This window comes from Mycobacterium sp. SM1 (genome assembly GCF_018361265.1).
Classification (GTDB): domain Bacteria; phylum Actinomycetota; class Actinomycetes; order Mycobacteriales; family Mycobacteriaceae; genus Mycobacterium.
Window position 1 is genome coordinate 540,355 of record NZ_JAFLNH010000004.1, and the last position, 23,993, is coordinate 564,347.

General features: G+C 65.9%; 21 protein-coding genes and 1 pseudogene. 18 read left to right on the top strand and 4 right to left on the bottom strand.

Annotated features, from left to right (window positions below; translation table 11 throughout):
- Positions 1 to 156 precede the first annotated feature (156 nt).
- The 3 genes and pseudogenes from MSM1_RS19170 to MSM1_RS19180 all read right to left on the bottom strand — a co-directional run.
- Entirely contained in the window at positions 157 to 1,257 is a 1,101-nt protein-coding gene (locus MSM1_RS19170) for an NAD(P)-dependent alcohol dehydrogenase (protein ID WP_213445356.1), read from the bottom strand.
- A gap of 38 nt (positions 1,258 to 1,295) precedes the next feature.
- Positions 1,296 to 2,756: an aldehyde dehydrogenase gene (locus tag MSM1_RS19175; protein ID WP_213445358.1), complete on the bottom strand. Its 1,461-nt coding sequence runs from the start codon at positions 2,754 to 2,756 to the stop codon at positions 1,296 to 1,298.
- Positions 2,757 to 3,231: 475 nt separating this feature from the next.
- Positions 3,232 to 4,098 (bottom strand): annotated as a pseudogene (locus tag MSM1_RS19180) (IS5 family transposase); the annotation flags it as partial.
- Between the two features lie 755 nt (positions 4,099 to 4,853).
- Between MSM1_RS19180 and MSM1_RS22585 the strand changes: the two are divergent.
- The 9 genes from MSM1_RS22585 to MSM1_RS19225 all read left to right on the top strand — a co-directional run bounded on the left by MSM1_RS22585 (position 4,854) and on the right by MSM1_RS19225 (position 15,505).
- Positions 4,854 to 6,212: a 3-oxoacid CoA-transferase subunit B gene (locus MSM1_RS22585; RefSeq protein ID WP_213445361.1), complete on the top strand. Its 1,359-nt coding sequence runs from the start codon at positions 4,854 to 4,856 to the stop codon at positions 6,210 to 6,212.
- Positions 6,213 to 6,681: 469 nt separating this feature from the next.
- Entirely contained in the window at positions 6,682 to 7,041 is a 360-nt protein-coding gene (locus tag MSM1_RS19190; RefSeq protein WP_213445363.1) for a hypothetical protein, read from the top strand.
- A gap of 77 nt (positions 7,042 to 7,118) precedes the next feature.
- Positions 7,119 to 8,141 carry a thiamine pyrophosphate-dependent dehydrogenase E1 component subunit alpha gene (locus MSM1_RS19195; protein ID WP_236056909.1) on the top strand — a complete coding sequence of 341 codons (1,023 nt, stop codon included), beginning with the start codon at positions 7,119 to 7,121 and terminating at the stop codon, positions 8,139 to 8,141.
- Positions 8,131 to 9,141 carry an alpha-ketoacid dehydrogenase subunit beta gene (locus tag MSM1_RS19200; protein WP_213445365.1) on the top strand — a complete coding sequence of 337 codons (1,011 nt, stop codon included), beginning with the start codon at positions 8,131 to 8,133 and terminating at the stop codon, positions 9,139 to 9,141. Before MSM1_RS19195 ends, MSM1_RS19200 begins: the two co-directional genes overlap by 11 nt.
- Positions 9,138 to 10,544, top strand: a complete 1,407-nt coding sequence (gene lpdA / locus MSM1_RS19205; RefSeq protein WP_213445367.1) for a dihydrolipoyl dehydrogenase — start codon at positions 9,138 to 9,140, stop codon at positions 10,542 to 10,544. Before MSM1_RS19200 ends, lpdA begins: the two co-directional genes overlap by 4 nt.
- A gap of 11 nt (positions 10,545 to 10,555) precedes the next feature.
- A complete protein-coding gene (locus MSM1_RS19210) occupies positions 10,556 to 11,860 on the top strand; it encodes a dihydrolipoamide acetyltransferase family protein (RefSeq protein ID WP_213445370.1) in 1,305 nt (434 codons plus the stop codon).
- Between the two features lie 89 nt (positions 11,861 to 11,949).
- Positions 11,950 to 13,770 carry a PEP-utilizing enzyme gene (locus MSM1_RS19215; protein WP_213445372.1) on the top strand — a complete coding sequence of 607 codons (1,821 nt, stop codon included), beginning with the start codon at positions 11,950 to 11,952 and terminating at the stop codon, positions 13,768 to 13,770.
- Complete coding sequence (locus tag MSM1_RS19220) at positions 13,767 to 14,846, top strand: PEP/pyruvate-binding domain-containing protein (protein ID WP_213445374.1); 1,080 nt, start codon at positions 13,767 to 13,769, stop codon at positions 14,844 to 14,846. Before MSM1_RS19215 ends, MSM1_RS19220 begins: the two co-directional genes overlap by 4 nt.
- Positions 14,843 to 15,505, top strand: coding sequence for an HAD-IA family hydrolase (locus MSM1_RS19225; RefSeq protein WP_213445377.1), 663 nt, complete (start codon positions 14,843 to 14,845; stop codon positions 15,503 to 15,505). The genes MSM1_RS19220 and MSM1_RS19225 overlap by 4 nt, the downstream gene beginning before the upstream one ends.
- Before the next feature lie 84 nt (positions 15,506 to 15,589).
- On the opposite strand, the gene MSM1_RS19230 is transcribed toward MSM1_RS19225, so the two are convergent.
- Entirely contained in the window at positions 15,590 to 16,447 is an 858-nt protein-coding gene (locus MSM1_RS19230; RefSeq protein ID WP_213445379.1) for an NAD(P)-dependent oxidoreductase, read from the bottom strand.
- 183 nt (positions 16,448 to 16,630) lie between these two features.
- Between MSM1_RS19230 and MSM1_RS19235 the strand changes: the two genes are divergently transcribed.
- The 9 genes from MSM1_RS19235 (at position 16,631) to MSM1_RS19275 (ending at position 23,866) form a co-directional block, all read left to right on the top strand.
- Positions 16,631 to 17,494, top strand: coding sequence for an IclR family transcriptional regulator (locus tag MSM1_RS19235; RefSeq protein WP_213445381.1), 864 nt, complete (start codon positions 16,631 to 16,633; stop codon positions 17,492 to 17,494).
- A gap of 179 nt (positions 17,495 to 17,673) precedes the next feature.
- Positions 17,674 to 19,194, top strand: coding sequence for an aromatic/alkene/methane monooxygenase hydroxylase/oxygenase subunit alpha (locus MSM1_RS19240; protein WP_213445384.1), 1,521 nt, complete (start codon positions 17,674 to 17,676; stop codon positions 19,192 to 19,194).
- A gap of 34 nt (positions 19,195 to 19,228) precedes the next feature.
- Positions 19,229 to 19,474, top strand: coding sequence for a toluene-4-monooxygenase system B family protein (locus MSM1_RS19245; RefSeq protein ID WP_213445386.1), 246 nt, complete (start codon positions 19,229 to 19,231; stop codon positions 19,472 to 19,474).
- On the top strand, positions 19,471 to 19,857 hold the full coding sequence (locus MSM1_RS19250) for a Rieske 2Fe-2S domain-containing protein (RefSeq protein WP_213445388.1): 387 nt from the start codon (positions 19,471 to 19,473) through the stop codon (positions 19,855 to 19,857). The genes MSM1_RS19245 and MSM1_RS19250 overlap by 4 nt, the downstream gene beginning before the upstream one ends.
- Positions 19,858 to 19,859: 2 nt before the next feature.
- Positions 19,860 to 20,165, top strand: a complete 306-nt coding sequence (locus tag MSM1_RS19255) for an MmoB/DmpM family protein (RefSeq protein WP_374101745.1) — start codon at positions 19,860 to 19,862, stop codon at positions 20,163 to 20,165.
- 4 nt (positions 20,166 to 20,169) lie between these two features.
- Positions 20,170 to 21,186 carry an aromatic/alkene monooxygenase hydroxylase subunit beta gene (locus MSM1_RS19260; RefSeq protein WP_213445393.1) on the top strand — a complete coding sequence of 339 codons (1,017 nt, stop codon included), beginning with the start codon at positions 20,170 to 20,172 and terminating at the stop codon, positions 21,184 to 21,186.
- Complete coding sequence (locus MSM1_RS19265; RefSeq protein ID WP_213445395.1) at positions 21,158 to 22,183, top strand: 2Fe-2S iron-sulfur cluster binding domain-containing protein; 1,026 nt, start codon at positions 21,158 to 21,160, stop codon at positions 22,181 to 22,183. The genes MSM1_RS19260 and MSM1_RS19265 overlap by 29 nt, the downstream gene beginning before the upstream one ends.
- A 51-nt stretch (positions 22,184 to 22,234) precedes the next feature.
- On the top strand, positions 22,235 to 23,305 hold the full coding sequence (locus MSM1_RS19270; RefSeq protein ID WP_213445397.1) for an alcohol dehydrogenase catalytic domain-containing protein: 1,071 nt from the start codon (positions 22,235 to 22,237) through the stop codon (positions 23,303 to 23,305).
- 261 nt (positions 23,306 to 23,566) lie between these two features.
- Positions 23,567 to 23,866, top strand: coding sequence for a YdhR family protein (locus MSM1_RS19275; protein WP_282100977.1), 300 nt, complete (start codon positions 23,567 to 23,569; stop codon positions 23,864 to 23,866).
- Positions 23,867 to 23,993 lie beyond the last annotated feature (127 nt).

Genomic DNA, 23,993 nt, shown 5'->3' on the forward strand with positions numbered 1-23,993 from the left:
ACCGTTGCCCTCCCACAAATGGGCGATAAATCGGCGCGGCTGGGATGCGAATGGTCGACCACTGCTGGTACCCCGCTGCGGGGGACGGGGGATGCGACCCTGGATTTACCCACCAAGTAAGTGAGGACGTCCGCGCAATACTGGGACCATAGCATCTTAAAACACCAAGACGGGTTTGATCGTACGACCTTGTGCAGCGTCTTCGACCGCAGAATTGATGTCTGCGATGGGATAGGTTTGGATGATCCGATCAAATGGAAAACGCCCGGCCAAATACAGCTCCACCAGACGCGGAATGAAAATGCTTGGAATGCTGTCCCCCTCGACAATCCCCTTGACTGTGCGGCCTAGCAGCAGATGCAACAGATCCAATGACACTTCCTGCCCGACAGCTCCCGCCCCCACAAGGCATGCGGTGCCGCCTACGTTGAGTGCATCCACCGCAGAGCGCAGGGTCGCGGGGAGACCAACGGCGTCTACCGAGAAATCCGCGCCGCCGCCCGTGATGTCGTGGATCTGCTCGATGACATCGGAAGCCGATGCGCCAATCCCGTGGCTTGCACCAAGCTCGGTTGCTCGACCGAGGCGAGCGGTGTTCAAGTCCACCACAATGATCGGATCACAGGCAGCGACCGCCGCTGCCATGACTGCGGCAAGTCCCACACCCCCGGCGCCGAAGATCACGATGCTGCTGCCGACGGGGGGGTTAAGGACATTTAAAACCGCTCCAGCACCGGTTTGCAGCCCACAGCCCAGTGGTCCCAAAAGCTCCAGTGGCGCTTCGCGCGGAACTTTGGCAACGCTGCGTTCCGCGGCAAGCAGGTAGCTACCGAAAGATGACTGGCCAAAAAAGTGTGCGTTCAGCTCTGCCCCTTCGGCGTCGCGATACGCGGTGGAGCCGTCCGCTCGCCGCCCGCCGAAATTCAGCGGAATAAACGACTCGCAGTGCATCGGGTGGCCCGCCAGACAATTGCGGCATCGACCACACGACATGGGAGCGAGCACCACATGGTCGCCCGGGGCAATCGATTGCACCTTCGAGCCGACCGCTTCCACAATCCCCGATCCTTCGTGTCCCAAAATGACCGGCGGCTGCGGCGGAAGAATCTGGTCACGCACGATTAGGTCCGTGTGACAAATTCCGGTCGCGACAGTGCGGACAAGGACTTCATCATCACGCGGATCATCGATCGACACATCTTCGATGTGAAATTGACCCGACTTTTCCCGTAGGACAGCTGCTGTGGTCGCGACCATCTTGGAATCTTTACCTCAGTTTCGTACGTGGCGAAGGTCTAAGACTGGCTGGAGAGGTATACAGACTTGGTGTACTCGTAGGCTGTAAGCCCTTCTGGGCCGAGTTCCCGGCCTATGCCACTTCCTTTGACGCCACCGAACGGCGCAGCCGGATCGGGCAGATATGCGTTGACCCCGACGGTACCGGTTTGAAGACGACGCGCCACTTCGGTCGCGCGATCGGCATCACTGCTCCAGACCGTGCCGCCTAATCCGTAGGTGGAGTCGTTGGCCAGCCGGATCGCGTCGTCGACGTCTCGGTAAGGGATCAGCGACAGTACTGGTCCGAAAATCTCTTCCTGCGCGATGGTGAAATTGTTGTCCACATCCGAAAACACCGTAGGTTCGACGAACCATCCTCTGTCCCGATCCGAGGGTCGTCCGCCGCCGGTGGTTAACTTGGCTCCCTCACTGAGTCCCTTGGCGATATACCCTTCCACGCGATCCCGCTGTTTCTGACTCACCATGGGACCGATCATGGTGTCGGGAGCTAGTGGGTCACCCACCTTCAGCGACCTGGCGAACTCGGTGAACAGCTCGACTATCTCCCCGTAACGGCTTTGGGGAGCCAACACGCGCGTACACAGATAACAGGTTTGCCCGTTGTTCATTAGCGTGGCACCAAACAGCTGCTGTCCGATCTCGGCCAAATTCAAATCAGCGTCGTCAAGAACTATCGCCGCCGACTTACCGCCCAGTTCCAAGGTCACCGGACGCAGCAGTCGCCCACACGTTTCAGCGATCTGACGTCCGGTATAAGTCGAGCCGGTGAAGGCAACCTTGTCGATCGACGGATGACTGACTAAATAAGCACCTGTTTCCCGGCCACCCGGTACAATATTAATGACGCCCGCCGGAAGCTCTGCTTCGCTGACGGCCTCCGCCAATAGATAACTATCGAGCACGGTTTCCGGCGACGGTTTGATCACAAGGGTGCAACCCGCAGCCAATGCGGGTGCGTACTTGAATGCCGCAAGGGTCTGCGGATAGTTCCACGGCACGATCGCCCCCACCACACCAACCGGTTCGTGGCGCACCATGACTGTCCCGCCCAGCAGCCCGGCGCGCTGCTCCTCAGGAGTCCGATCACGCACCATCGACGCGTAGTAACGCAACAGCACGGGGGGAAAAACCGCTTCGACCTGTTGAGACACCGCGACGGGCATGCCATTTTGGGAGCTGACCAAACTCGCCATCTCCGCAGCCCGGGCTTCCAGTGCGGCGGCAAGGCGCTCCATAGCCTCGGCACGCTGGGCTGGGCTCCAGCACGACCAACCCGCGGGGTCGTCATACGCTTGGCGGGCCGCCGCCACCGCGGCATCAACATCGGCGTGATCGGCTTCCGGCACGCTACCGAGCACCTCCTCGGTGCTGGGCGAGATAACGGTAATCGTGTCGGATCCCGCCGAACCAACCCACTCACCACCGATGAACAGCGCTGCATGCACGGTCGGACCCATCGAAACCGCCCTTTCAATCCTCGATCGATGACGGTGGCCACATCTCACTAGCCACTGTGATCCCTGCTACACTTTCTGACCGTAACGTTAGAAAGTTGGCCGCCCGATGTCAAGCTGCCGACGTGCCTCGTACGGAAATGGTGGTGATCGACCATGGCTGGTGAGCATCGACGTCAATGACCTGCCGGGTGGTCGACCGCCTGAGGGGTTTGGTCTTGGCCAACTCCACGTCCGGGTTTTACTACAGCGGCTTTGAGATGTCTGTTCCCAGGCTGGGTTTTGGGGATTTGATTGGACCCCGCTGGCGGGCTGGTCGGCTCCGGCGACAAGCCGGCCCGGAGGACAAGTTCGACGGTTGGCGGGGAACACGCTCTTAGAGCCTGTTCGTAAACGGTTACGCTGCCCGCTCGATGGGCGTGGGCGGGCCGGTGCGGGGGCGTCCCCATCTGGTATCCGGTGGTGCCCCTGAGGTCGCTTGTTGGAGTTTTCTGGTCATGATCGTGACGTTGACCCAGAGCACCATGGCTTCGTGATGGTCGGGGCGGCGTTCGTAGTCGCGGACCAGGCGGCGATGACGCAGCATCCAGCCGAAGGTGCGTTCGACGACCCAGCGGCGCGGCAGCACCGTGAAGCCGACCATGTCGTCGCTGCGCTTGACGATTTGGACGGTAAGTGCCAGAACGGATTTCGCCCAGTCGACCAAACGCCCGGCATAGCCGCCGTCGGCCCATACCAGCGAGATCGTGGCGAAGCGTTCCCGCACCACGCCCAGCACCCGAAACGCGGCGTCGCGGTCCTGCATCGAGGCCGAGGTGACGACCACGACCAGCAGCAGGCCCAGCGAGTCCACCACGATGTGGCGCTTGCGGCCGTTGATCTTCTTGCCGGCGTCGTAGCCGCGGGTGGCGGCGCCCACGGTGTCGGCGGCCTTGACTGACTGTGAGTCGATCACTCCGGCCGTGGGCAGCGCGGCCCGGCCCCACGTCACACGCAGCCGGGCGCACAACCCGTCGACCAGCCGCTGCGGCATCCCCCGCTGGCTCCAGCGTTCAAAGAACGCATACACCGCCCGCCACGGCGGGAAATCGGCTGGCAGAGCCCGCCATTCGATACCGTAGCGGGTGAGGTAACCGATCGCATCCAGCACCGCCCGCAGATCATGGACCATCGCCCGCCCGCCTGGGCCGCGGCGCAACTCGGCCATCACGGCCTCGACCTCCGGGCGCAAAAGCGTCCACTGCTCATCGGTCAGATCAGATGGATACTGCGGTTTTCGGTAACGACAAAGGCAACCCGCCGCGGCGCAACTGGTCTTCGGGAACTCGACAGGGTAGACAGGCATTCACGGGGCTCCGGCAGCAAGGGATATGGTGTCCATCTGCTACCGCGAGCCCCGTCTTGTGCCGTTGAACGACACCCAATCGTTATCACACTGTTACCATTAGTCACTACAGCAACACAAGTTTACGAACAGGCTCTTATCCCCTCCGGCCACGGCATGACCACCTCGGGTTGCAGCCCCGATGGGCGAATTCTCACCAACCTCAAAATTTCACGGTGGTCGGGCTTTCGCCCTGCGGGCTGCAGCCACTCGACCAGGATCTTCCATCCCGGCCGCGCAGACCAACGTGCTCACCTTGCTAGTCATCTCGGGGAGTCTCCCTATCCCCGCCCTCAGGTCACTAATTATCAGGGGGCGGGCACCTCAACCCAGGTTGGCAGAGAGGGGCAAGACCTCGGGCCGTGACAATTCCTCAGACAAACCGCTGGTCAGACCGGTCGCATCAGCTAGCTAGCATGTGCGGGATCACATTGCCGGTGTGCCCAACCACATCGTCGCCGGCGATCTCAACTCGAAGATTCTTCGACCAATCGGTGGTAGCCTGCTTCTGATAGATGCACTCCCATCTTGGATATCTGGACTTTGAACAGTCCGATTATCCTTGTGGCAGTGCGTCTTTCGCGTTCACGACACTCGCAAACACCCAATTCATGAAGTTTCGAGGTAAGTGTTGGCTAACCTTCGGGTCAGCCTGAATATGGTTGGCCGTGTCGAATAGTGCGATGCAGCCGTGTTAACCCAGCCAGGAGTATCACGTGAGCAAAGTCCATCCCGATGCCGAGTCTGCGCTACGGGGCTTGCTGCACGACGGGATGACCATCGCCGCCGGTGGGTTTGGTTTGTGCGGCATCCCCGAGAACCTGATCCAAGCGTTGGTGGAGAGCGGCGTCAAGGGTCTCACGATCGTGGGAAACAACGCCGGAGTAGACAATTTCGGTATGGGTCTGCTGCTCAAGGAGCGGCAGGTGAAAAAGGTGATCGCCTCCTACGTCGGCGAGAACAAGGAGTTTGAACGTCAGGTGCTTTCCGGCGAGCTGGATCTGACCTTGGTGCCCCAGGGCACGTTGGCGGAAAAGTTACGCGCCGGCGGTGCCGGTATTCCCGCCTTCTACACTCACACCGGCTTCGGCACGCTGCTTGCTGAAGGCAAAGATACCCGGGTCTTCGACGGCACCGAATACCTTCTCGAAGAAAGCATTCGGGCCGATGTCGCGTTGGTCAAAGCGTGGAGGGGCGATCACGCCGGCAACCTCGTCTATCATGAGACGGCCCGTAATTTCAACCCCATGGTCGCCACCTGCGCTGCGGTGACGGTCGCCGAGGTCGAAGAGCTCGTCGGGGTCGGCGAACTCGACCCCGACCAGATTCACACCCCCGGTATCTACGTGGATCGCATTATCGCCGGGTGCAACTACGAAAAACGCATCGAGTACCGCACCGTCGCTGGCGCCGGGAGCACCAGCGAGAGCCCGATTCGCCAGTGGATGGCTCAGCGAGCCGCCGCCGAATTACGCGACGGCTACTACGTGAATTTGGGCATCGGTATTCCGACGCTGGTAGCCAACTACATTCCCGACGGCATCAACGTGACCTTGCACTCGGAGAACGGGTTGCTTGGCATCGGTGGTTACCCGAGCGAGGAGACGATCGACCCCGACCTGATCAACGCCGGCAAGCAGACCATCACCGCCATCCCGGGTGCAAGCTTTTTCAGCAGTGCCGAATCCTTTGCGATGGTCCGGGGCGGCCACATCGACCTTTCGATCCTGGGCGGTCTGCAGGTGGCGGCGAATGGTGATCTGGCTAACTGGATGGTGCCAGGCAAGATGATCAAGGGCCCTGGCGGGGCGATGGATCTGGTGGCGGGCGTCAAACGGGTGATCGTCGTGATGGAACACATCGCCAAAGACGGCAGCCCGAAAATCCTCGATTGCTGTACCCTGCCCATCACTGGCAAATCCGTTGTGAACATGATCATTACGGATCTCTGTGTGTTCGACGTTCAGCCTGAACGAGGGCTCACGCTCATTGAGTTGCGTCCTGGGGTGACCCTCGACGAGGTGCGAGCCAAAACTGGCTGCGATTTCAGCGTCGCGGTAAGCCGGCCCGCTTGAGAATCACGCTATGGCAGTGACGGCGGCTACCTCGAGCATGACCACCCGGGGCGCCGGTGTTCTCGCGTGTACGAGACCGGAGAGTGCTGTGACACGTTGTTTGGCCGGGCTGGGGGCGGCAATTGGCCGCTGCACCGCGTTCGAGGACGGCATGCGGTTACATGGCCGCCGGGCAGCGCGCTCTTTGCAGAACGGTCACGATGCCAGGGGTCGGGGCGCACTGTAATTACGTTCTCTGATCGTGTTCTCTGATACGGAACACTTGGCCATCGACCAGCAGGTTCGGGCCAGTATTACGGGAGTATCACAGGCAATCGGCGCACAGATCTGATGGCGCACAGATCTGTGTGATTGGGGCCGGATTCGGGCCAGGGGAGAAGGGCGACTACAGATGGTCGGCGAACGGCCGGTGATCGGTGGATCGGTGGTCGTAAATGGTAGCCGGACCGATCGCCGCTGGCGGCCGGCCATGCCCGACCTCGCCGAGCGCCACCGAGAGATCCCCGTCGCCTTGGTTCGCTTCGGCGTCACCGAGCGGCGCGCCGGTGTCACTCGCGGTGTCGACTCGATGGTGACAGTCGAAGGGGGCACCGCCGAACGTCCCCACCTGACGTCGATCGTTCGCTGCCGAGACGAGCGGGTAATTCCGTCGGCTACGTCACTGGGCGTGCTCCACCTCAGCGCCGACGCTCCGCCGAGTGTCCGTGGACGTTACGCGCATGGCGGGCATCGGACACAGATCGAGCACAGCACCGAATTCAACCGGGCAGTCGCCGAGTTTCCGGCGGCCCAAGGACAAGGGGCGGCTCGTGGCGAAGTGCGTGATTAGCATCAGCTAGCCGATTTCGGCGACACCGACAATGGCGACACCGACAATGTGGGAAATGTGGGAAAGGCGCAAGAACGATGACTGTCACCGGCAAGACCACCAAGGCGGGCACCGGCGACCGCCGCCGGGCGGCGCCACCGGCGCCCGACCGCGAACTGTACCTGCGGATGTTCCGCACGATGGTGCTGCAGCGAGCGGTCGAGGACCGGATGGTCAGCATGTACCGGCAAGGTGAGCTGCTTGGCTCGCTCTACACCGGGCACTGGCACGAGGCGATCGCGGTGGGCACCACCGCGGCGTTGCGGCCCAGCGACTTCCTCGCTCCGCTGCACCGGGATCTCGGGGCGCACCTGTGGCGCGGCGTCGACCCGCGCGAGGTGATGGCCAGTTTCATGGGCAAGGCCACCTCACCGACCGGTGGCCGGGACGGCACCCTGCACTACGGCCGGCTCGACTTGAGCATCTACAACCCGCCCAGCCATATTCCCGATAACTATCCGGTGGCCACCGGCGCGGCGTTCGCGTTCAAATACCGCGGCAGCGACGGGGTGGCGCTGGCGTACTGCGGCGACGGGTCCACGGGACGCGGGGATTTCCACGAGGCGCTCAACATCGCCGCGGTGCTCGAGCTGCCGTGTATCTTCATCGTGGAGAACAACCAGTACTCCTACTCCACGCCGCTGCGGCTGACATCGAAATCGAAGGATCTGGCCACCAAGGCGATCGCCTATGGCATGCCCGGCGAGCGTGTCGACGGCATCGACGTGATCGCGGTGTACGAGGCAACCGTGCGCGCGGTCGCACGCGCCCGAGCCGGTGAGGGCCCGTCGCTGATCGAGGCGGTCACCATGCGCATGCACGGGCACGCCGAGCACGATCCCGCCGACTACGTACCCCGCGAGATGCTCGCCGAGTGGGCGAAACGGGATCCGATCGAGGAGTTCGCCGCGACGTTGCGGGAGTTGAAATTCGCCACCGACGACGACATCACCACCATCAAGCACGAAGCACGGCAGGCGGCGATCGACGCCCGGGCGAAGGCGATCGCGGACCCGATGCCGGAGCCGATCGGTTTGGAGGAGCGGGTCTATGCCGACTAAGACCGCCGCGCCCACCAGCGCGGCAGCAGCAAACGGGGAGGTCAGCTACCTCGAGGCTGTCAGCCGGGCGCTGGCCGCGGAGATGGACGCCGATGAGGACGTCTTCTTGATCGGCGAGGACGTCGGGCAATTCGGTGGCGCCTTCAAGGTCACCAAAGGCTTTTTGGACAGGTTCGGCGCGCGACGGGTGGTGGACACCCCGATCGCGGAGTCCGGGTTCACCGGGCTGGCCGCCGGCGCGGCGCTGATGGGGCTGCGTCCCGTCGTCGAGTTCCAGTTCGCCGACTTCATCTCCTGCGCGTTCGACCAGATCATCAATGTGGTTGCGCGCCACCACTTCCGCACCGGCGACCCATTGCCGATCACGTTTCGGTGCCCGTTCGGGGCCCGGCTGCGCGCCGGCCCGACGCATTCGCAAAGCATCGAATCCTACTTCGCCCACGTGCCGGGATTGAAGATCGTCGCGCCGGCGATGGTGAGCGACGCGGCGGGCCTTTTGATCAGTGCGATCCGGGACAACAACCCGGTGCTGTATCTGGAGAGCAAGTACCTCTACCGGCGAATCAAGGCGCCGCTGTCGCTGGATCCGGTGCCCATCGGCGTGGCGAAGGTGGTCCGGGAGGGAACGAACGTCACGCTCATCACCTACTCGGTGGGTGTGCATCAGGGACTCGAGGCCGCCGCCGAGCTGGAAAAGGAGGGGATCTCCGTTGAGGTCGTCGACATCAGGACCCTGGTGCCGCTCGACGTCGAGACGATCGCCAACTCGGTGCGCAAGACCGCCCGCGCCGTCGTGCTGCACGAGGCGGCGCGCCGGCTCGGTTACGGTGCCGAGATCGCCGCCGTCATCGCCGAGGAGTGCTTTTGGGCCCTGGATCACCCGGTCGTGCGGATCGCCGGCAAAAACACCCCGATCCCCACCAGCCCGCCCCTGGAGGACGACGTCGTCCCGCAAACCGCCGAGGTCATCCAAACGCTGCGCAAGGTGGCGACGACATGAGCGGCCGCAACCACGATTACGACGTGGTGGTCATCGGCGGGGGGCCGGGTGGTTACGCGGCGGCACTCTACGGCGCCTCGGCGGGCCTGTCTATTGCGCTCGTCGAGAGCGACACGGTCGGCGGCACCTGCCTGAATCGGGGCTGCATCCCCGCCAAAGCGCTACTGCACACCGCCGAGGTGTACCGAACCACCGCGCACGCGGCGGATTTCGGGATCCGCGCCGGCGGCTCCGGCGCTCTGACGGCCGACTGGACGCGGGTCGCGGAGCGCACCACGGGGATCGTCGACCGGCTGGTGGGCGGGCTGACGGGTCTGATCAAAAAACGCAAGGTCGAACTGGTCTCCGGGCGGGGCCGGCTGACGGCCTCCGGCGGGGTGTCGGTGGACGGCACGTCGCTGCGCGGGCGGGCGGTGATCCTGGCGACCGGGTCGGTGCCGCGGACCCTTCCCGGTTTCGAGTTCGAGGGGGAGCGGATCGTCAGCTCCGACCACAGCACCCGCAGTGCCAGCCTGCCGGGCCGGGTCGCGGTCATCGGCGGTGGCGTCATCGGCTCGGAGTTCGCGTCGATGTTCACCGATGTCGGTGCGCAGACCACGCTGCTGGAGGCGCTGCCCGGGGGCATCCTTCCAATCGGTCCGGACCCGGAGCTCGCCGACGTGCTGCGCCGGGCTCTTGTCAAGCGGGGCACCACGATTCACGCCGGAGCGAAAGTGAGCCCACCCGAAAGGTCAGACGGCGGAGTCGTTCTCGGATTCGAAGCCAACGGCACGCCGGAGAAGATCGAGGTCGACCAGGTGCTGGTGGCGGTCGGACGCCGCCCGGCAACCGCGGACATGGGGCTGGCCGAAGCGGGAGTCCGCGTCTCGGACAAGGGATTCATCGACGTCGACACCACCACGATGGCCACCACTCGGCCGGGTGTCTACGCGGTCGGCGACGTGGTCGACACGTGCGGCCTTGCGCACGTCGCCTACGCCGAGGCGATCGTGGCGATCAAGGCGATCCTCGGCGAGAGACCCGTTCCGGTCGACTATGCGCGCATCCCGTGGGTGGTCTACACCCATCCCGAGGTCGCCTGGACCGGCTACACCGAGGCGGGCGCCCGGGCCGCGGGCTATGACGTCGTGGTGCACAAGCACAAGTTCGCCGGCAACGGCCGGGCCATGATCATCGGCGACACCGACGGGATGGTAAAAGTCGTCGCCCAGCGCGACGGGCCCATCCTGGGCGTCCATATCGTCGGGCCGTGGGCGAGCGAACTGCTCGCGGAAAGCTACCTGGCGGTCAATTGGCAGGCCCTGCCCGAAGAAGTTGGCGCGTTCATCCATCCGCACCCCAGCCTCTCGGAGGCCGTGGGTGAGACGATGCTCGCCCTCACCGGGCGCGCCCTGCACGGCTGAGACGGAGGATCATGGCAGACGACGTGCACGTGGTGACCATGCCGAAACTCGGTGAGACGGTCACCGAGGGCACCGTGTCACGGTGGTTGAAGTCGATCGGCGACCCGGTCGCCTTCGACGATCCGCTGCTGGAGGTCGCCACCGACAAGGTCGACTCGGAGGTGCCCAGCCCGTATGACGGGGTGCTGCTGGACGTGCTGGTCGCAGAGGGCGAAACCGTTCCGGTGGGCACCGAGCTCGCCCGGATCGGCCCGGCCGGGGCCGCTGCTGGCGGCGGGGCTCCCGCCACGCCGCCGGCCACCGCCCCCGCGCAGCCCGCCGCGGCCCCGGCCGAGCCGGTTGCGCAAGCGCCCACCACCACGCTGACGGCATCCGCGCCGCCCGGGCGCGCGCACCCGGGCAACGGCGGGAGATCCTTGCTGTCTCCGGTCGTGCGCCGCCTGGCCGCGGACAACAACATCGACCTGACAACCGTGTCGGGTTCGGGCGCGGGTGGGCGGATCACCCGCGAAGACGTCGTCGCGGCCATCGCCGCCCGCGTCGGTGCGCCGCCGGTGGCTCCCGTCACCGCTGCGCCCGTCACGCCCGCCCCGGCAGCGGCGGCGGGGGACCGTGAGGAGGTGGTGCCGCTGTCGCGGATCCGGTTGCTCACCGCCGAGCGGATGCTGCAGTCGCGGCAGATCTCACCGCACGTGTGGACCTCCGTGGAGGTCGACCTGGAGCGGGTCGAACAGGTTCGGCGGCGGCACAAGGAGCAGTTCCAAAAACACGAGGGCGCCTCCCTGACGTATCTGGCCTTCATCGCCAGGGCGACCGTCGACGCGCTGCGCGCCTTCCCGGCGGTGAACTCCTCACTCGACATGGTCGGCAAGACGATGACGCTGCACCGCTACGTGAACCTGGCCATCGCCGTCGACCTCAACGAGCAGGGGCTGATGGCGCCGGTGATCAAAGACGCCGACGCACTCAATTTGCGCGGCCTCGCGCGGGCCATCAGGAGAGTTGGTGACGCCGCGAAAGCGAAAAAGCTTACCGCCGACGACCTGTCCGGCTCGACGTTCACGATCACCAACCCCGGGCCGCTGGGCAGCTACGCGTCGGCGGCGATCATCAACCAGCCCAACGTCGCGATCATGTCCACCGACGCTGTGGCGCGCCGGCCGGCCGTCGTCGGCGACGCGATCGCCATCCACCACATGTGCATCCTCGGGCTCTCCTATGACCACCGCGCGTTCGACGGTGTCACCGCTTCCCGATTTTTGATGTATGTTCGCGATGCACTGCAAGACCGGGATTGGGAGACCGAACTGGGGTGAGCAAGCCGATGGGCGGCAACCGCGCCGATGCCGGCGCCGCCTGGTGGTCGACGGGCCGTCAGCCCGGTGGACCCGTCTGGGGTTGACGAATGGCCACCGTAGTGCCGATCGACGAGTTCGTCGCAGACGCCGGGTATCCGGGGGATCCCGGCTTTGCCGGCGATTCGGCGCCCTGGCTCAGCGAGCCGTACTCGCGGTTCCGGACCGAGGATCAGCGCCGCTTTTGGTTTCTGGACTTTCACTGGCCGCGGGGGCTCACCCCGATGGGCCTGATCAGCATGGTCGACTACGCCTGGGGTACCCAACATGCGGCGGAGCACCTGCCGCTGCCGTCGGGACGCGGCATTGCCGTGCGCACCGCCGCAACGCACACCTACGCCGCAGAGATCCCCCTCGATTCGACGGCAGGCCACAGCGACCGAGCGGCGCGGTTCGCCCAGGCCCTGCCGGTCTTCATCCGGGACTTCCACCGGATTTGGCGTGCGCGTCGCACCGAGATCGACGAGGAGTGGCAGCGCCTTCGCCGCGCCGACCTGGCCGGCATGTCACGCGAGCAGCTGCGCGATCATCTGCTGCGGGCCCGAGCCCACCACCGGCGGGCATGGGAGATCCACTTCGAGTTGATGTACCCGCTGCTGGCCAATTACCTGGCCTTTCGGGGCCTGTGCGTCGAGCTGGGTATCGATCCGGCCGACATCTGCCAATTCCTCGAGCGCGGCGACACCCGGATTATGGCGACGGACCGCGAGCTGTGGCGGCTGGCGGAGTCGGCCCGCAGCGCCGGGCTGGACGCCATTTTCGCGGCCACCCCGCCCGAGCGGCTGGCGGTGACGCTCGCCAGGGCGGGCGGCCGGGCCGCGGGCTGGCTGTCGGAGTTCGAGGACTTTCTGAACATCTACGGGTGGCGGACCGAGGGGATCGACGACATCGCGCTGCCCAGCTGGGTCGAGGATCCCACATCGCCGTTGGGCACGATCAGGACCTTTTTGCAGATGCCAGCCCCGCACGACTTCACGGCCGCGCGGGCGGCGGCCACAGAGGCGCGTCAGAGCGCGCTCGACGCGGCACGATCCAAGCTGACACGAGAAGAGCAGGCGGCCTTCGACGCCGGGCTGGTGTCCTGCCAGCAGGCCAATTTCACCTGGTGGAACGAGGAACACGATTACTACATTGACCTGCGCGCGATGTTGCCGCTGCGCCGGGCTTGCTTGGCCGTTGCCGAGGCGCTGGGGGCCGACCAGCCCGACGACACGATATTCCTGTTCTGGCCGGAAATCCTGGCGCTGCTTGACGGGGAGGCCGATCTTCGCGGATTCAAGACCCTGATCACCGAACGCCGCCAGTACTTCAGCTACTGGCGCCAGCGCCGGGCCACGATGCCCAAGGTGCTGGGCACGGTGCCGGACACCATCACCGATCCGATTTTGATCGAGGTCTTCGGGCTCAATAAGCACTTCCTGCACGCGGTGCGTACCGGGGGCGCGGACGCCCCGGTGGAGACGTTGCGCGGTGTGCCCGCCGCCGGCGGTCGTGCGCGCGGACCCGTGCGGGTGCTCAGCAACGCCGACGCCCTGCACCAAATCGAATCGGGTGAGGTGTTGGTGTGCGAGTCGACGTCGCCCAACTGGACCCCGGCGTTCGCGAAGATCGCGGGCTGTGTTTGCGACGAGGGCGGCTCGCTGTCGCACGCGGCGATCGTCGGCCGGGAGTATGGCGTGCCGACCGTCACGGCGGTCGGCCTCGCCACGGCCCTGATCCGGGATGGTGACGAGGTGGAGGTCGACGGGTCGACCGGTGACGTCTTCATTTACCGGCGCCGCGACGACGCACGACCCGAGACGCCGAAGCCCGAGACGCCGAAGCCCGAGACGCCGAAGCCCGAGACGCCGAAGCCCGAGACGCCGACATGAGCCGGTTCATCGCCTGGCTGGAGGACGTGGATCCGGCGTCGGCGATCGCCATCGCCGGGGCGAAGATGGGTCGCCTCACCGAGTTGGCGCGCATCGGCATGAAGGTGCCGCGCGGTTTCACCATCACCGTCGACGCCTATGCCTATCAATGCGCCGAGTCCGGCCTGGATGCCGTTATCGACGAACACCTGTCGACGATCACCGCGCCCGTCGACCGCGAGCGGCTCACGGCAGTCGCGGATACCATCCGCACCGCGTTCGAGCACACCCCGGTGCAGCCGAAGCTCGCTACCGCCATCGGTGACGCGTACGCCGATTTGGCCTTCCGCTGCCTCGACGTCGGTCAACCGGTGGCGGTCCGCAGTTCGGCGACCGGGGAGGACAGCGCCCAAGCCAGCTTCGCCGGCATCTTCGACACCTACCTGGGCGTCTCGGGCGAGACCCAGGTGCTCGACGCCGTCCGGCGGTGCTGGGCCAGCCTCTTTTCGGCCCGGGCGCTGTCCTATCGCCTCGAGCACGGGCGCTCGCACCACGACATGCCGATGGCGGTAGGCGTGCTTGAACTGATTCCCGCACGGGTGTCCGGCGTCGCATTTTCCCTCCATCCGGTCTCGGGTAAGCGCGACCGGATGGTGATCGAGGGCACCTGGGGATGGGGCGAGGCCGTCGTGCAGGGCGTGGTGACGCCCGACCACGTCGAAGTGGGCAAGGGCGATCGGCGCGTGCTGGCCTATTACGTCGCGGACAAGCGGGTGGTGTCCACCTTCGACTACGCCAGGGGTGGCGTTGTCCAAACCGACATGCCCGATCGCTTCCGTGCCGCTCGGGTCCTCGACGAGGAGGAGATCGCGGCGATCGCCAACGCGGTCTGCGCGATCGAAGATCACTTCGGGTATCCGGTGGATGTGGAATGGGTGATCGAACGGACGCGCCGCGCGGGGGAACCGGTCGTCATCGTGCAGACCCGGCCGGTGACGGCGGCCACCGGACCCGGCGTCGCGGCGATCGGCGAGTCCGGGGCCACGTGGGATCCGAGCGTCTATGCCGCCAAATACGCGTTCGGCGGACCGCCATGACGATGCGGGCGCTGGTGCTCGACTTCGGCGGCCCGGTGCTGCTCACCCCCTTCGAGGTGGTGCGGGGCTTCGAGCGCCGACTCGGTGTGGCGCCCGGAACATTCGATTGGACCGGGCCCTTCGACCCCGCTCGGGACTCGCTGTGGCGCAGGATGCTGGCCGGGGAGATCCGCGAGCAGGAGTATTGGGCTGCCCGAGCCGAGGAGGTGGCCGCGGTGACCGGACGCCCGGGCGTGCGCGCGATGATGGCCCAGTTGTACCCGGTTGACGTGGTCGACTCGCTGATTCGTCGCCAGGCGCGCGAAACGGTGCGCGCCGCCAAGGCGGCTGGACTGCGGACCGCCGTGCTGACCAATGACCTCGCCAGTTACTTCGGCGACGAGTGGATCGGTCGCGTGACCTTTCTGAACGAGGTCGACGTGGTGATCGATTGCTCCCGAACGGGTGTGCTCAAACCCGACCCGGCCGCGTACCGGCCCGTCTTGGACGCGCTCGCGATCCCGGCCGGGTTGGCGCTGTTCGTCGACGACCAGCCCGGAAACACCGACGCCGCGCGGGCGCTCGGCATGCCGACGCTGCTCTTCGACGTGACCAGGCCCGCGACGTCCTACCGTGAGGTTATCCAGTCGCTGCGGCTGCATGAGCTGGATCAGGTGTAGCACCGCACACCAGAGCGCCGAACACGCCCGCCGGTCGACTGCCGAGGCGATGGTCATCGGCGGCCCGAAAGAGAAGGTGCTGCTTTAGTCCCGGCCGCGCGCCTCGGCGACCGGGTGGCGGCCGTCGCGGTGTTCGACGAGCAGCTTGAGCGTGTCGGCGACGCCCAGGTCGTTGCGGTCTTTGAGCGGTGCCCAGCGCTCGAGCGCCGCGGCGGCGCCGAGCGCCAACCCGGTGGGCAGCCCGGCGGCGCACAGGGTATCGGCTACCTCGCGCATTTCCGGCGCCCATCGCCAGGCCTTGGCCGCCACCTCGGGGAAGTGGTCGACATCGGCGAGGGGGAAACTGCGCAGCAGGGCCGCCTCCCGGGTGAGGTATTCGCCGACCCCGTGCCCGGCGGCCAAGGCGTGCGCCACGGCGGCCAGCACGCGGCTGGCCTTCTGATACGACGCGTAGGCCATCTTCAGCGCGGAGGCCTGCCCGATGCCGCCGGGCAGCGTCACCACCTCCAGCGCGGTGCCCTCGAACAAGTTGGGTAACCCGCGGGCATCACCGGACAGATACAGCCGGGTGGTGCCGCGCCGTCGGGGCGGTGGACCGATGATGCCGCCATCTACTACTCGAGCTGCGGGTAGCGCTGCGGCGATGCGCTGCACCCGGGCCGGGGAGATGGCGTTCGCCTCGACGTAGATACCCGGGTACCCGGAAACCGCGCGGGCCACGTCCTCGGCATGCGCGGGCGGGCAGATCGACAACACGACATCCGTGCCGTCCAGGGCGGCGGTCAGCCCGTTGTGCTCCTCGAGCCCGGCCTCGGCGGCGCGCCGGCGGGTGGCGGCGCTGCGCCCCGCGGCCACCCAGCGCACCGTGGCACCGCCGGATACGGCCTGCCGGCCGACCGCGGCACCCATCGCGCCCGGATGCAACAACGTCACGACGGTCATCGGCCCGATCATAGGCACCCGGGCGGGGCGGCCCGTTCCCTGGGCCCGGCCTAGGCATGCCAACTATGCCGGGGTCGGCTAGCCAGGCAGTCCGTCCCACCCAACGGAACGCACTTGTTGCTAGTATCACGGTGGTAGCGCATTGTGATAGGTACCACATCCGGTGGTGACGAGGAGGTCTGCGTGATCGAGAGCATGGCGACGCCGGTGAGCGGTCTGCACTCGGTGGCGACGGCGCTTGACTTGCTGGACTGCTTCGGGACGCAGGAAGAGTTGGGCGTGTCCGACCTTAGCCGCCGGCTCGGCGTCGCCAAGAGCACCGTGCATCGGTTGCTGACAACGCTGTGCTCGCGGGGATTCGCCGAGCGCAACCCGGAAACCGGTCGGTATCGGCTGGGGCTGCACCTCTATGAGCTGGGCACACTGGCGATCGGCCGCTACGGTCTGCGCCGCGCGGCGATGCCGCTCCTGTACGAGCTGCAGCAGCGCAGCGGGTGCACCGTGCACCTTGCGGTCGCGGACGGGGCCGACGTGATTCAGCTGGAGCGGCTGGAAAGTGGGCGCTGCACGCCGCTGTTTTCCACGGTTGCGCGCCGACAGCCGGTGCACAGCACCGCCTGCGGCAAAGCGATCGCGGCGTTTGACCCTAGCTGTGCCACGGCGCGAATGCGCGCGGGCTTCCCGGAACTTACGCCGTCAACGATCCGCAGCGCCGGTGAGTTCGAGCGTGACCTGGCGCTGACGCGGCGGCGCGGTTTCGCGCTGAACCACGACGAGACCCGAGCCGGGCTGACCTCGGTCGGCGTGCCGGTGCGCGACCGCTCCGGTCAGGCGTTTGCCGCGCTGTCCGTCGTCGCGCCGACCGCTTACGCCGAGCGTCACATCGACCGGCACGCACGACTGGCGAGCCTCGCCGCGGTGAAGCTGGCCAAAACGGTGGCCGTTGACCCCACCCAGCCGACCCGTTCGGGGCCAAAAGCGCGCTCGCGCAGCATTGGTAACGACGATCGGCCCGGTCAGGCCGTGGGCGTGCCGGCGGCGAGTTGACCTGACGAGGCGCCCGCGGCGGGCGGCGCAACACGGATCGACTGTGATGTTCCTCATCGTGGAACGCGCGTTGACGCCGTGTCGGGACGGGCCAAGACTTCCACGCATGGGTCCGTTGCAAACGGATCCGAGCGCCAAACCGGACCCTTGCTGTGCGGTCCCGAGGACAGGAGCTAACAATGCCCAAACTTGCCCGTTCGGAGTGGTATGACCTCACCCGGGACATGAACTGGACGCTGTCCTATGTCAGCGAAGAGGAGGCCTGGCCGACCGAGCTGTCCAACGGCTTCGGGTTGCCCGCCGAGGCCTGGTGGACGTGGGATGAGCCCTACAAAATCACCTACCCCGAGTACATGCACAACCAGCATGACAAGGACACCGAAGTGTATGCGGTCAACGCCGCCATAGCGCGGTCGAAGGTGTTCGAACAGCTCGATCCCGGCTGGAAGTCGGCCATCATCGCCCACTACGGCGCGATCGCGGTGCCCGAGTATCTGGCGAGCATCGGCGAGTCGCGGATGGGCCGCTTCGGCCGGGCGGCGGCGTGGCGCAACATGGCGCTCTACGGCACCTTGGACGAGATGCGCCACGGCCAGATACAGCTCTACATTCCCTACGGCTTGCTGGGAAGGGAGCCCCGATTCGACTGGGCGCTCAAGACGGTGCACACCAACGAGTGGGGCGCGATCGCCGCGCGCAGCCTGTTCGACGACATGTTCACCGCCAATGACGCGGTGTCGACCGCGGTCCAGCTAACCTTCACCTTCGAGACCGGGTTCACCAACCTGCAATTCCTGGGCATGGCCGCCGACGCGATGAACGTCGGTGACGTCAGCTTCGGCGCGCTGATCTCCTCCATCCAAACCGACGAGGCCCGTCACGCCCAGCAGGGCGAGCCGACCATTAAGCTGCTCGTCAAGCACGGGCGCAAGGACGTCGCGCAACAGCTGGTGGATCACATGTTCTGGCGCTCATGGCGGATCTTCGCGCTGCTAACCGGACTGTCGATGGACTACTACACACCGGTGGAGCAGCGCGGCCACTCGTTCAAGGAGTTCATGCAGGAGTGGATCTGCAAGCAGTTCCTCGACCAGTTCCGCGATTTCGGCCTGGAAAAGCCCTGGTATTGGGACGACATCTTCATCCCGGAGCTGGACTGGTATCACCACGCGCTGCACCTGGGGGTGTGGTACTGGCGTCCCACCGTGTGGTGGAACCCAGATGGCGGCGTCACCCCGGGCAAGGGACGGGACTGGCTGGAGGCCAAGTATCCCGGCTGGAACGACAACTTCGGCCGGCACTGGGACGTGATCACGGAGAACATCCGGGCCGGCAACCCCGAAGCCACCCTGCCCGAGACGTTGCCCATGGTCTGCAACATGTGCCACATCCCGGTGGTTGCCCCGGCTGGCTACAACGCCGGCAAGCTCTCCAGCCCGCTGCCGAGGATCCTCGATCGCGAGGGGCGGCGCTACACCTTCTGCTCGGAGCCCTGCCAGTGGGTCTTCGAGCAGTCACCGGCACGGTTCCAGGGGCACCTCAACATTGTCGACCGGTTCCTCACCGGTCAGATCCAGCCACCGACGATGGAGGGCACGCTCGCCTACATGGGCCTGTCCCCGGCGGAGATGGGGCAGGACGCCGTGAACTACGCCTGGGCGTTCGCTGGGCTCCCGCACCGGGGATCTTCGGTCGCCTGACGACGAGGCGCAAGACGAAAGGAGGGCTGCGGCAATGGCGCTGTTTCCGCTGCAGGCGGTGTTCGACGGGGATTTCGTGGCGCTGGTGGTGCCTGTCGATGACACCGACCCGATGAATGTGGTCGCCGAGAAGGTGGCCCACCACGTGGTGGGCCATCGGGTTGCGGCGCAAGACCGGCCGCTGGCGGTTCGGCACAACGGCGCCACCCTGCCCGGCGACGCGACCCTGGCCAGCACGCAAATTACCCCGATGGATGTGATCCAGGTGGGATACGAATGAGCAACGAGGCGCCGCTGCGCTGGGTTGAGGTCCCCGAAGCCCAAGACCTGTGGGAGGGCGACCTCATCGACGCCGAGGTCGAGGGCGAGCAGGTGCTCATCGTGCACCACCTGGACGGCTCGTTCGCCGCCTATCAGGGGCTGTGCCCGCATCAGGAGGTGCTGCTGGCCGACGGGAAGTGGGACGAGCAGTCGGCGACCCTAGAGTGCGCCGGTCACTCCTGGCTGTTCGACCTGAAGGCCGGTGTGTGCATCAACCCCGCGGGGTGCCGGCTGTTCCGGTTCCCGATGAAGGTCACCGACGACGGGACGGTGCGTGTCGGTGTTCCGCAGGACGGCCAGCGCCACTACTACCGCTACCAAGAAGTCGAGGGCGAACAATGACCGTGAGTGAAAATACCAACGAAAAGCTCGTCGGCCCGGTGATCCGCGGCATAGACGGGGAACTCGCCGAGGCCGTGGTGGCCGCGATCGAGTTGGACAACCCCGGCGCCGATGTGACGGTGGACGACCAGAGCGGCTACGTGCGGATCAGCGTGCCCCACCGGTGCGTGCTGACCCGGCGCAGCCTGGAAGACGAACTCGGCCGGGAGTTCCCGCTCACCGATCTCGAGCCCGCCCTCTCGGCGTTCGCCGGGCGGCTCAAGCAAACAGACGACCAGTGGGTCTGGTACCTAGAAAGGCAGGACTGAGGCTGTGACCAGCGCGCAGGGCCAGCAACGGCGAAAGACAAAGACGTGGAGTTTGTTCGGCGACGTCCGGCGAAAGCCCACACCGTATGAGGTTGTCACCGGCAAGCTGCACCATCACTTCCGGCACGAGCCTGCCCCGTTTGAGATGGACCCACAGTGGGCGATCAACCAGTGGTATCTCACCCACCGCGAGGGCTCGCCGCTGCAGGTCGATGACTGGGAGGACTTCCGCGACCCCGACCGGCTGATCTATAAGGACTACGTCGCCCACCAGCACGAGCGCGAGGTGTACGTGGACGGCCTGATCGATGAGCATGAGGAGGTCGGATCGGTCACCACCCTCTCCCCGGGGTGGGTGGACACCCTGCGGACGCTGTTCGTGCCGTTGCGGTTTCCCCTGCACGTGCTGCAGATGGTCGGCCTGTACATCGGCCAGATGGCGCCGTCGTCCTACATCACCAACTGCGCTCATTTCCAGGCCGCCGATGAGCTGCGGCGCATCCAGCGGTTCGCCTACTGGACCAAGGTGCTGGCCAATGCCCACGGCGACGACATCGCGCAGACCGCCACCGCGCGGCGCTCCTGGGAGCAGGACCCCGCCTGGCAGCCGCTGCGGGAAGCACTGGAAAAGTTGCTGATCGCCTATGACTGGGGGGAGGCGTTCACCGCGCTCAACGTCGTCGTCAAACCCATGGTCGACGCCCTGGTCAACCAGGAGTTCGGCGCGCTGGCCGAAAACAACGACGATCGCTTGCTGGCCGCGCTGTGCACCGAGTTCGCCCACGACGCCCGCCGCAGCCAACGGTGGACCCAGGCGCTTACCGAATACGCCGTGCAGCGCAAACCGGAGTTGAGCGGCGTGCTCGACGGGTGGGTGCGCCAATGGCAGCCGCGCGCCGAAAAGGCGGTCGCGGGCCTGGCGGGCCAATTCGCCCGGGCACCGCGGCCGCTGGATCCCGGCGCGGTCGCCTCGCGGGTGAAAGAGACCCACCGTGAGTTCCTTGCCGGAATTGTGCGCTGAGGGGGGCGCTGCCACCGGCTCGTTCGAGGCCCATGTCGCCGGAACGGATGTGCGGTTTCGGGTCCGTTCCGGCGAACGGATCCTCGGTGCCGCCCGCCGGGCGGGGGTGTGGCTGCCATTCGAATGCGGGTGGGGCAGTTGCAGCACGTGCAAGGCGACCCTGGTCGAGGGGGAGGTGCAACTGCTCTTCCCGGAGGCCCCCGCGGTCGACCCCCGCGACGCGCGCCGGCGGCGATTCCTGGCCTGCCAGTCCACCGCCTGCTCCGACATCACCCTCAAGGTGCTGCGGTTCGGGCCGTTCGAGGAACGGCCCACCCGCGACTACCGCGCCGAGCTGCTGACCGCCGAGGAGCTGGGGCCGGGTATCCGCCGATTCCGGTTTCGTCTTGACGCCGCCAGCGTGTACCGGCCGGGCCAGCACGCCATCCTCGAGTTCGGCCCCAACCTGCGGCGCTGCTACTCGATGGCCGGTCTGCCGGGCGCCGACACCGTCGAGTTCATCGCCAAGCGCTACCCGGGCGGCCCGGGAAGCGGCGCCCTTTTCTCGCTGTCTCCCGGCGAGCCGATCCCCATCGAGCTGCCCTACGGGGACATGTGGGTGCGCGCGGGGCAACGCGATGTGGTGCTCACCGCGGGCGGGACCGGGATCTCGGCGATTATCGCCCTGGTGCGCCAGCTCGCCGATACCGCCACCAGCCGGAGGGTGCATGTGTTCTACGGCGCGAACACCCGAGACGAGCTGGTGTGCTGGGACGAGCTGCAGGCGCTTGTCGCCCGATTGCCGTCGGCCCGGCTGCACGGCGCCTTGGCTAAGCCTGCCGGGGGTTGGCCGGGCACCACGGGGTTTGTCACCGACGCGCTGGGGCCGCAACTGGAAGCGCTGAGGGACGCCGAGCACTACCTGGCGGGGCCGCCGGTGATGGTCGACGCGGTGCTCGCGCTGCTGCGCGAGCACAACACGCCGATCGACCGTATCCACTATGACCGCTTCGGCTGAGCGTTTGCAGCGGCGGACCGTCGACTAATCCACCCGCACGAGGAGGTTTACATGCGAGCAGCCGTCTATCAAGGACCCCGCACGGTAACCATCGAAAACGTCGCGGATCCCACGATCCAGGACCCCGGAGACCTGATCGTCAAGACCAAGGTCGCCTCGATGTGCGGATCGGATCTTTACCTGTTCAACGGCGAGGTCGCCGACCTTGTCGCCCCCGGGCACACCACGCTCGGTCACGAGATCTGCGGTGAGGTCGTCGAGGTGGGCTCCGCCGTGAGCCAATTCGCGGTGGGTGACCGGGTCACCTTCCCGTACTCGGTCAGCTGCGGACGCTGCGAGATGTGCCGGGCCGGCCAGACCGCGCACTGCCTGACGAGTGGCAAGGCGATCTACGGCTTCGGCACCGCCTTCGGCGACCTGGGAGGCAGCCAGGCCGAATACGTCCGTGTCCCGCTCGCCGACGCCCACCTCGAGCACGTGCCCGACACCATCCCCGACGAGATCGCACCGTTTCTCTCCTGCAACCTGCCCGCCGCCACCATCGCCGTGCACGCGGCCGCTATCGAGCCCACCGACACCGTGGCCCTCGTCGGGTGCGGGCCTACCGGACTGCTCGCGCTTGATCTGCTGCGGCGGCGCACCGATGCCGCGGTGTATGCGCTGGACCCGGTGGCCTATCGCCGGGAGCGGGCCGAAAAGCTCGGCGCGATCGCGCTCGATGCCGGCCCACAGGCGGTCGACACCTCTATTCAGACAATCCTGGACGCCACGAACGGGCTTGGTGTGCACAAGGTTGTCGAGTTCGCCGGCCGCGGCGCGGGCTTTGACCTGGCCGTTGCCCTGGCTCGGCCCGGCGCGACGATCAGCGGTGGGGGAGTGTATCTCGAGCGCGATCACCCGGCGTCGCTGTTCGACATGTTCTTCAAGAATCTCCAGCTGCGTCTCAACGGCTTCGCCAACGCCAAAACCGCGCAGTGGCAAGCGATGCAGCTCATCGAGAACAACGTCATCGACCCGACCGCGGTCATCACCCACCGGATCCGGCTCGATGAGTTTCCCGGGGCGGCGACCCAATTCGCCGGCCGGGAAGCCGGTTTCCTGAAGATGCTGATCACGCCCTGATCGCGGCGACGGACATGTGCCCGTCGGGTGCGCATTCCGAACTGAGCAGTCCCCAGATTGGCGAAGGACAATTGCTTATGCAAAGAGTGTAAATATTCAACTACGGCGAGGCGGATCGACGCCGCGCTACCACCCTGGGCACACTATCGGTATTGCTAGCGATCGTGTGCGGCGGTTAACGGCATCACGGCGTGGCTGGTGGCGATCACTTGATGAGGGAGAAGGAATGAGGGAGAAGGAGGGCCGATAATGATATTAGCAATGGTCGAATTTCCGATTAAGGGAATGACCGCCGAGGAGATCGATACCGTCTTCAAGGAGTCCTCGGAACGGTACCGACACGTAAAGGGTTTGATCCGAAAGTATTACATCCGGACCGAAGATAACACCAGGGGCGGCGGAATTTATTTATTCGACACTCAAGAATCCGCCGACCGCTTGTATGACGCGGCATGGCGCAAGTCATTCGTCGAACGCTACCGCGAAGAGCCTAATATCCGATTTTTTAAGTGTCCCATCGTGGTGGACAACAAGGTGGGTGAAATTGTGATCGAATCGTGACGCGTAATACGTCAGGGGTGGTGTCCGTCCCAGCGAGGCAGGAATTGATGGCGCCGGCCAGGGTAAGCCGGCGCCGTCTTGAAAGGCATGACGCCGTATTGGAGACAAGTACGCCAGGCAGAGGCAC

Excerpts from the sequence above, each read along its gene's own strand:
- MSM1_RS19170 (WP_213445356.1), bottom strand. The coding sequence starts at position 1,257 with ATGGTCGCGACCACAGCAGCTGTCCTACGGGAAAAGTCGGGTCAATTT.
- MSM1_RS19175 (WP_213445358.1), bottom strand. The coding sequence starts at position 2,756 with ATGGGTCCGACCGTGCATGCAGCGCTGTTCATCGGTGGTGAGTGGGTT.
- MSM1_RS19190 (WP_213445363.1), top strand. The coding sequence starts at position 6,682 with ATGCCCGACCTCGCCGAGCGCCACCGAGAGATCCCCGTCGCCTTGGTT.
- MSM1_RS19195 (WP_236056909.1), top strand. The coding sequence starts at position 7,119 with ATGACTGTCACCGGCAAGACCACCAAGGCGGGCACCGGCGACCGCCGC.
- MSM1_RS19200 (WP_213445365.1), top strand. The coding sequence starts at position 8,131 with ATGCCGACTAAGACCGCCGCGCCCACCAGCGCGGCAGCAGCAAACGGG.
- lpdA (WP_213445367.1), top strand. The coding sequence starts at position 9,138 with ATGAGCGGCCGCAACCACGATTACGACGTGGTGGTCATCGGCGGGGGG.
- MSM1_RS19210 (WP_213445370.1), top strand. The coding sequence starts at position 10,556 with ATGGCAGACGACGTGCACGTGGTGACCATGCCGAAACTCGGTGAGACG.
- MSM1_RS19215 (WP_213445372.1), top strand. The coding sequence starts at position 11,950 with ATGGCCACCGTAGTGCCGATCGACGAGTTCGTCGCAGACGCCGGGTAT.
- MSM1_RS19220 (WP_213445374.1), top strand. The coding sequence starts at position 13,767 with ATGAGCCGGTTCATCGCCTGGCTGGAGGACGTGGATCCGGCGTCGGCG.
- MSM1_RS19225 (WP_213445377.1), top strand. The coding sequence starts at position 14,843 with ATGACGATGCGGGCGCTGGTGCTCGACTTCGGCGGCCCGGTGCTGCTC.
- MSM1_RS19230 (WP_213445379.1), bottom strand. The coding sequence starts at position 16,447 with ATGACCGTCGTGACGTTGTTGCATCCGGGCGCGATGGGTGCCGCGGTC.
- MSM1_RS19240 (WP_213445384.1), top strand. The coding sequence starts at position 17,674 with ATGCCCAAACTTGCCCGTTCGGAGTGGTATGACCTCACCCGGGACATG.
- MSM1_RS19245 (WP_213445386.1), top strand. The coding sequence starts at position 19,229 with ATGGCGCTGTTTCCGCTGCAGGCGGTGTTCGACGGGGATTTCGTGGCG.
- MSM1_RS19250 (WP_213445388.1), top strand. The coding sequence starts at position 19,471 with ATGAGCAACGAGGCGCCGCTGCGCTGGGTTGAGGTCCCCGAAGCCCAA.
- MSM1_RS19270 (WP_213445397.1), top strand. The coding sequence starts at position 22,235 with ATGCGAGCAGCCGTCTATCAAGGACCCCGCACGGTAACCATCGAAAAC.
- MSM1_RS19275 (WP_282100977.1), top strand. The coding sequence starts at position 23,567 with ATGGTCGAATTTCCGATTAAGGGAATGACCGCCGAGGAGATCGATACC.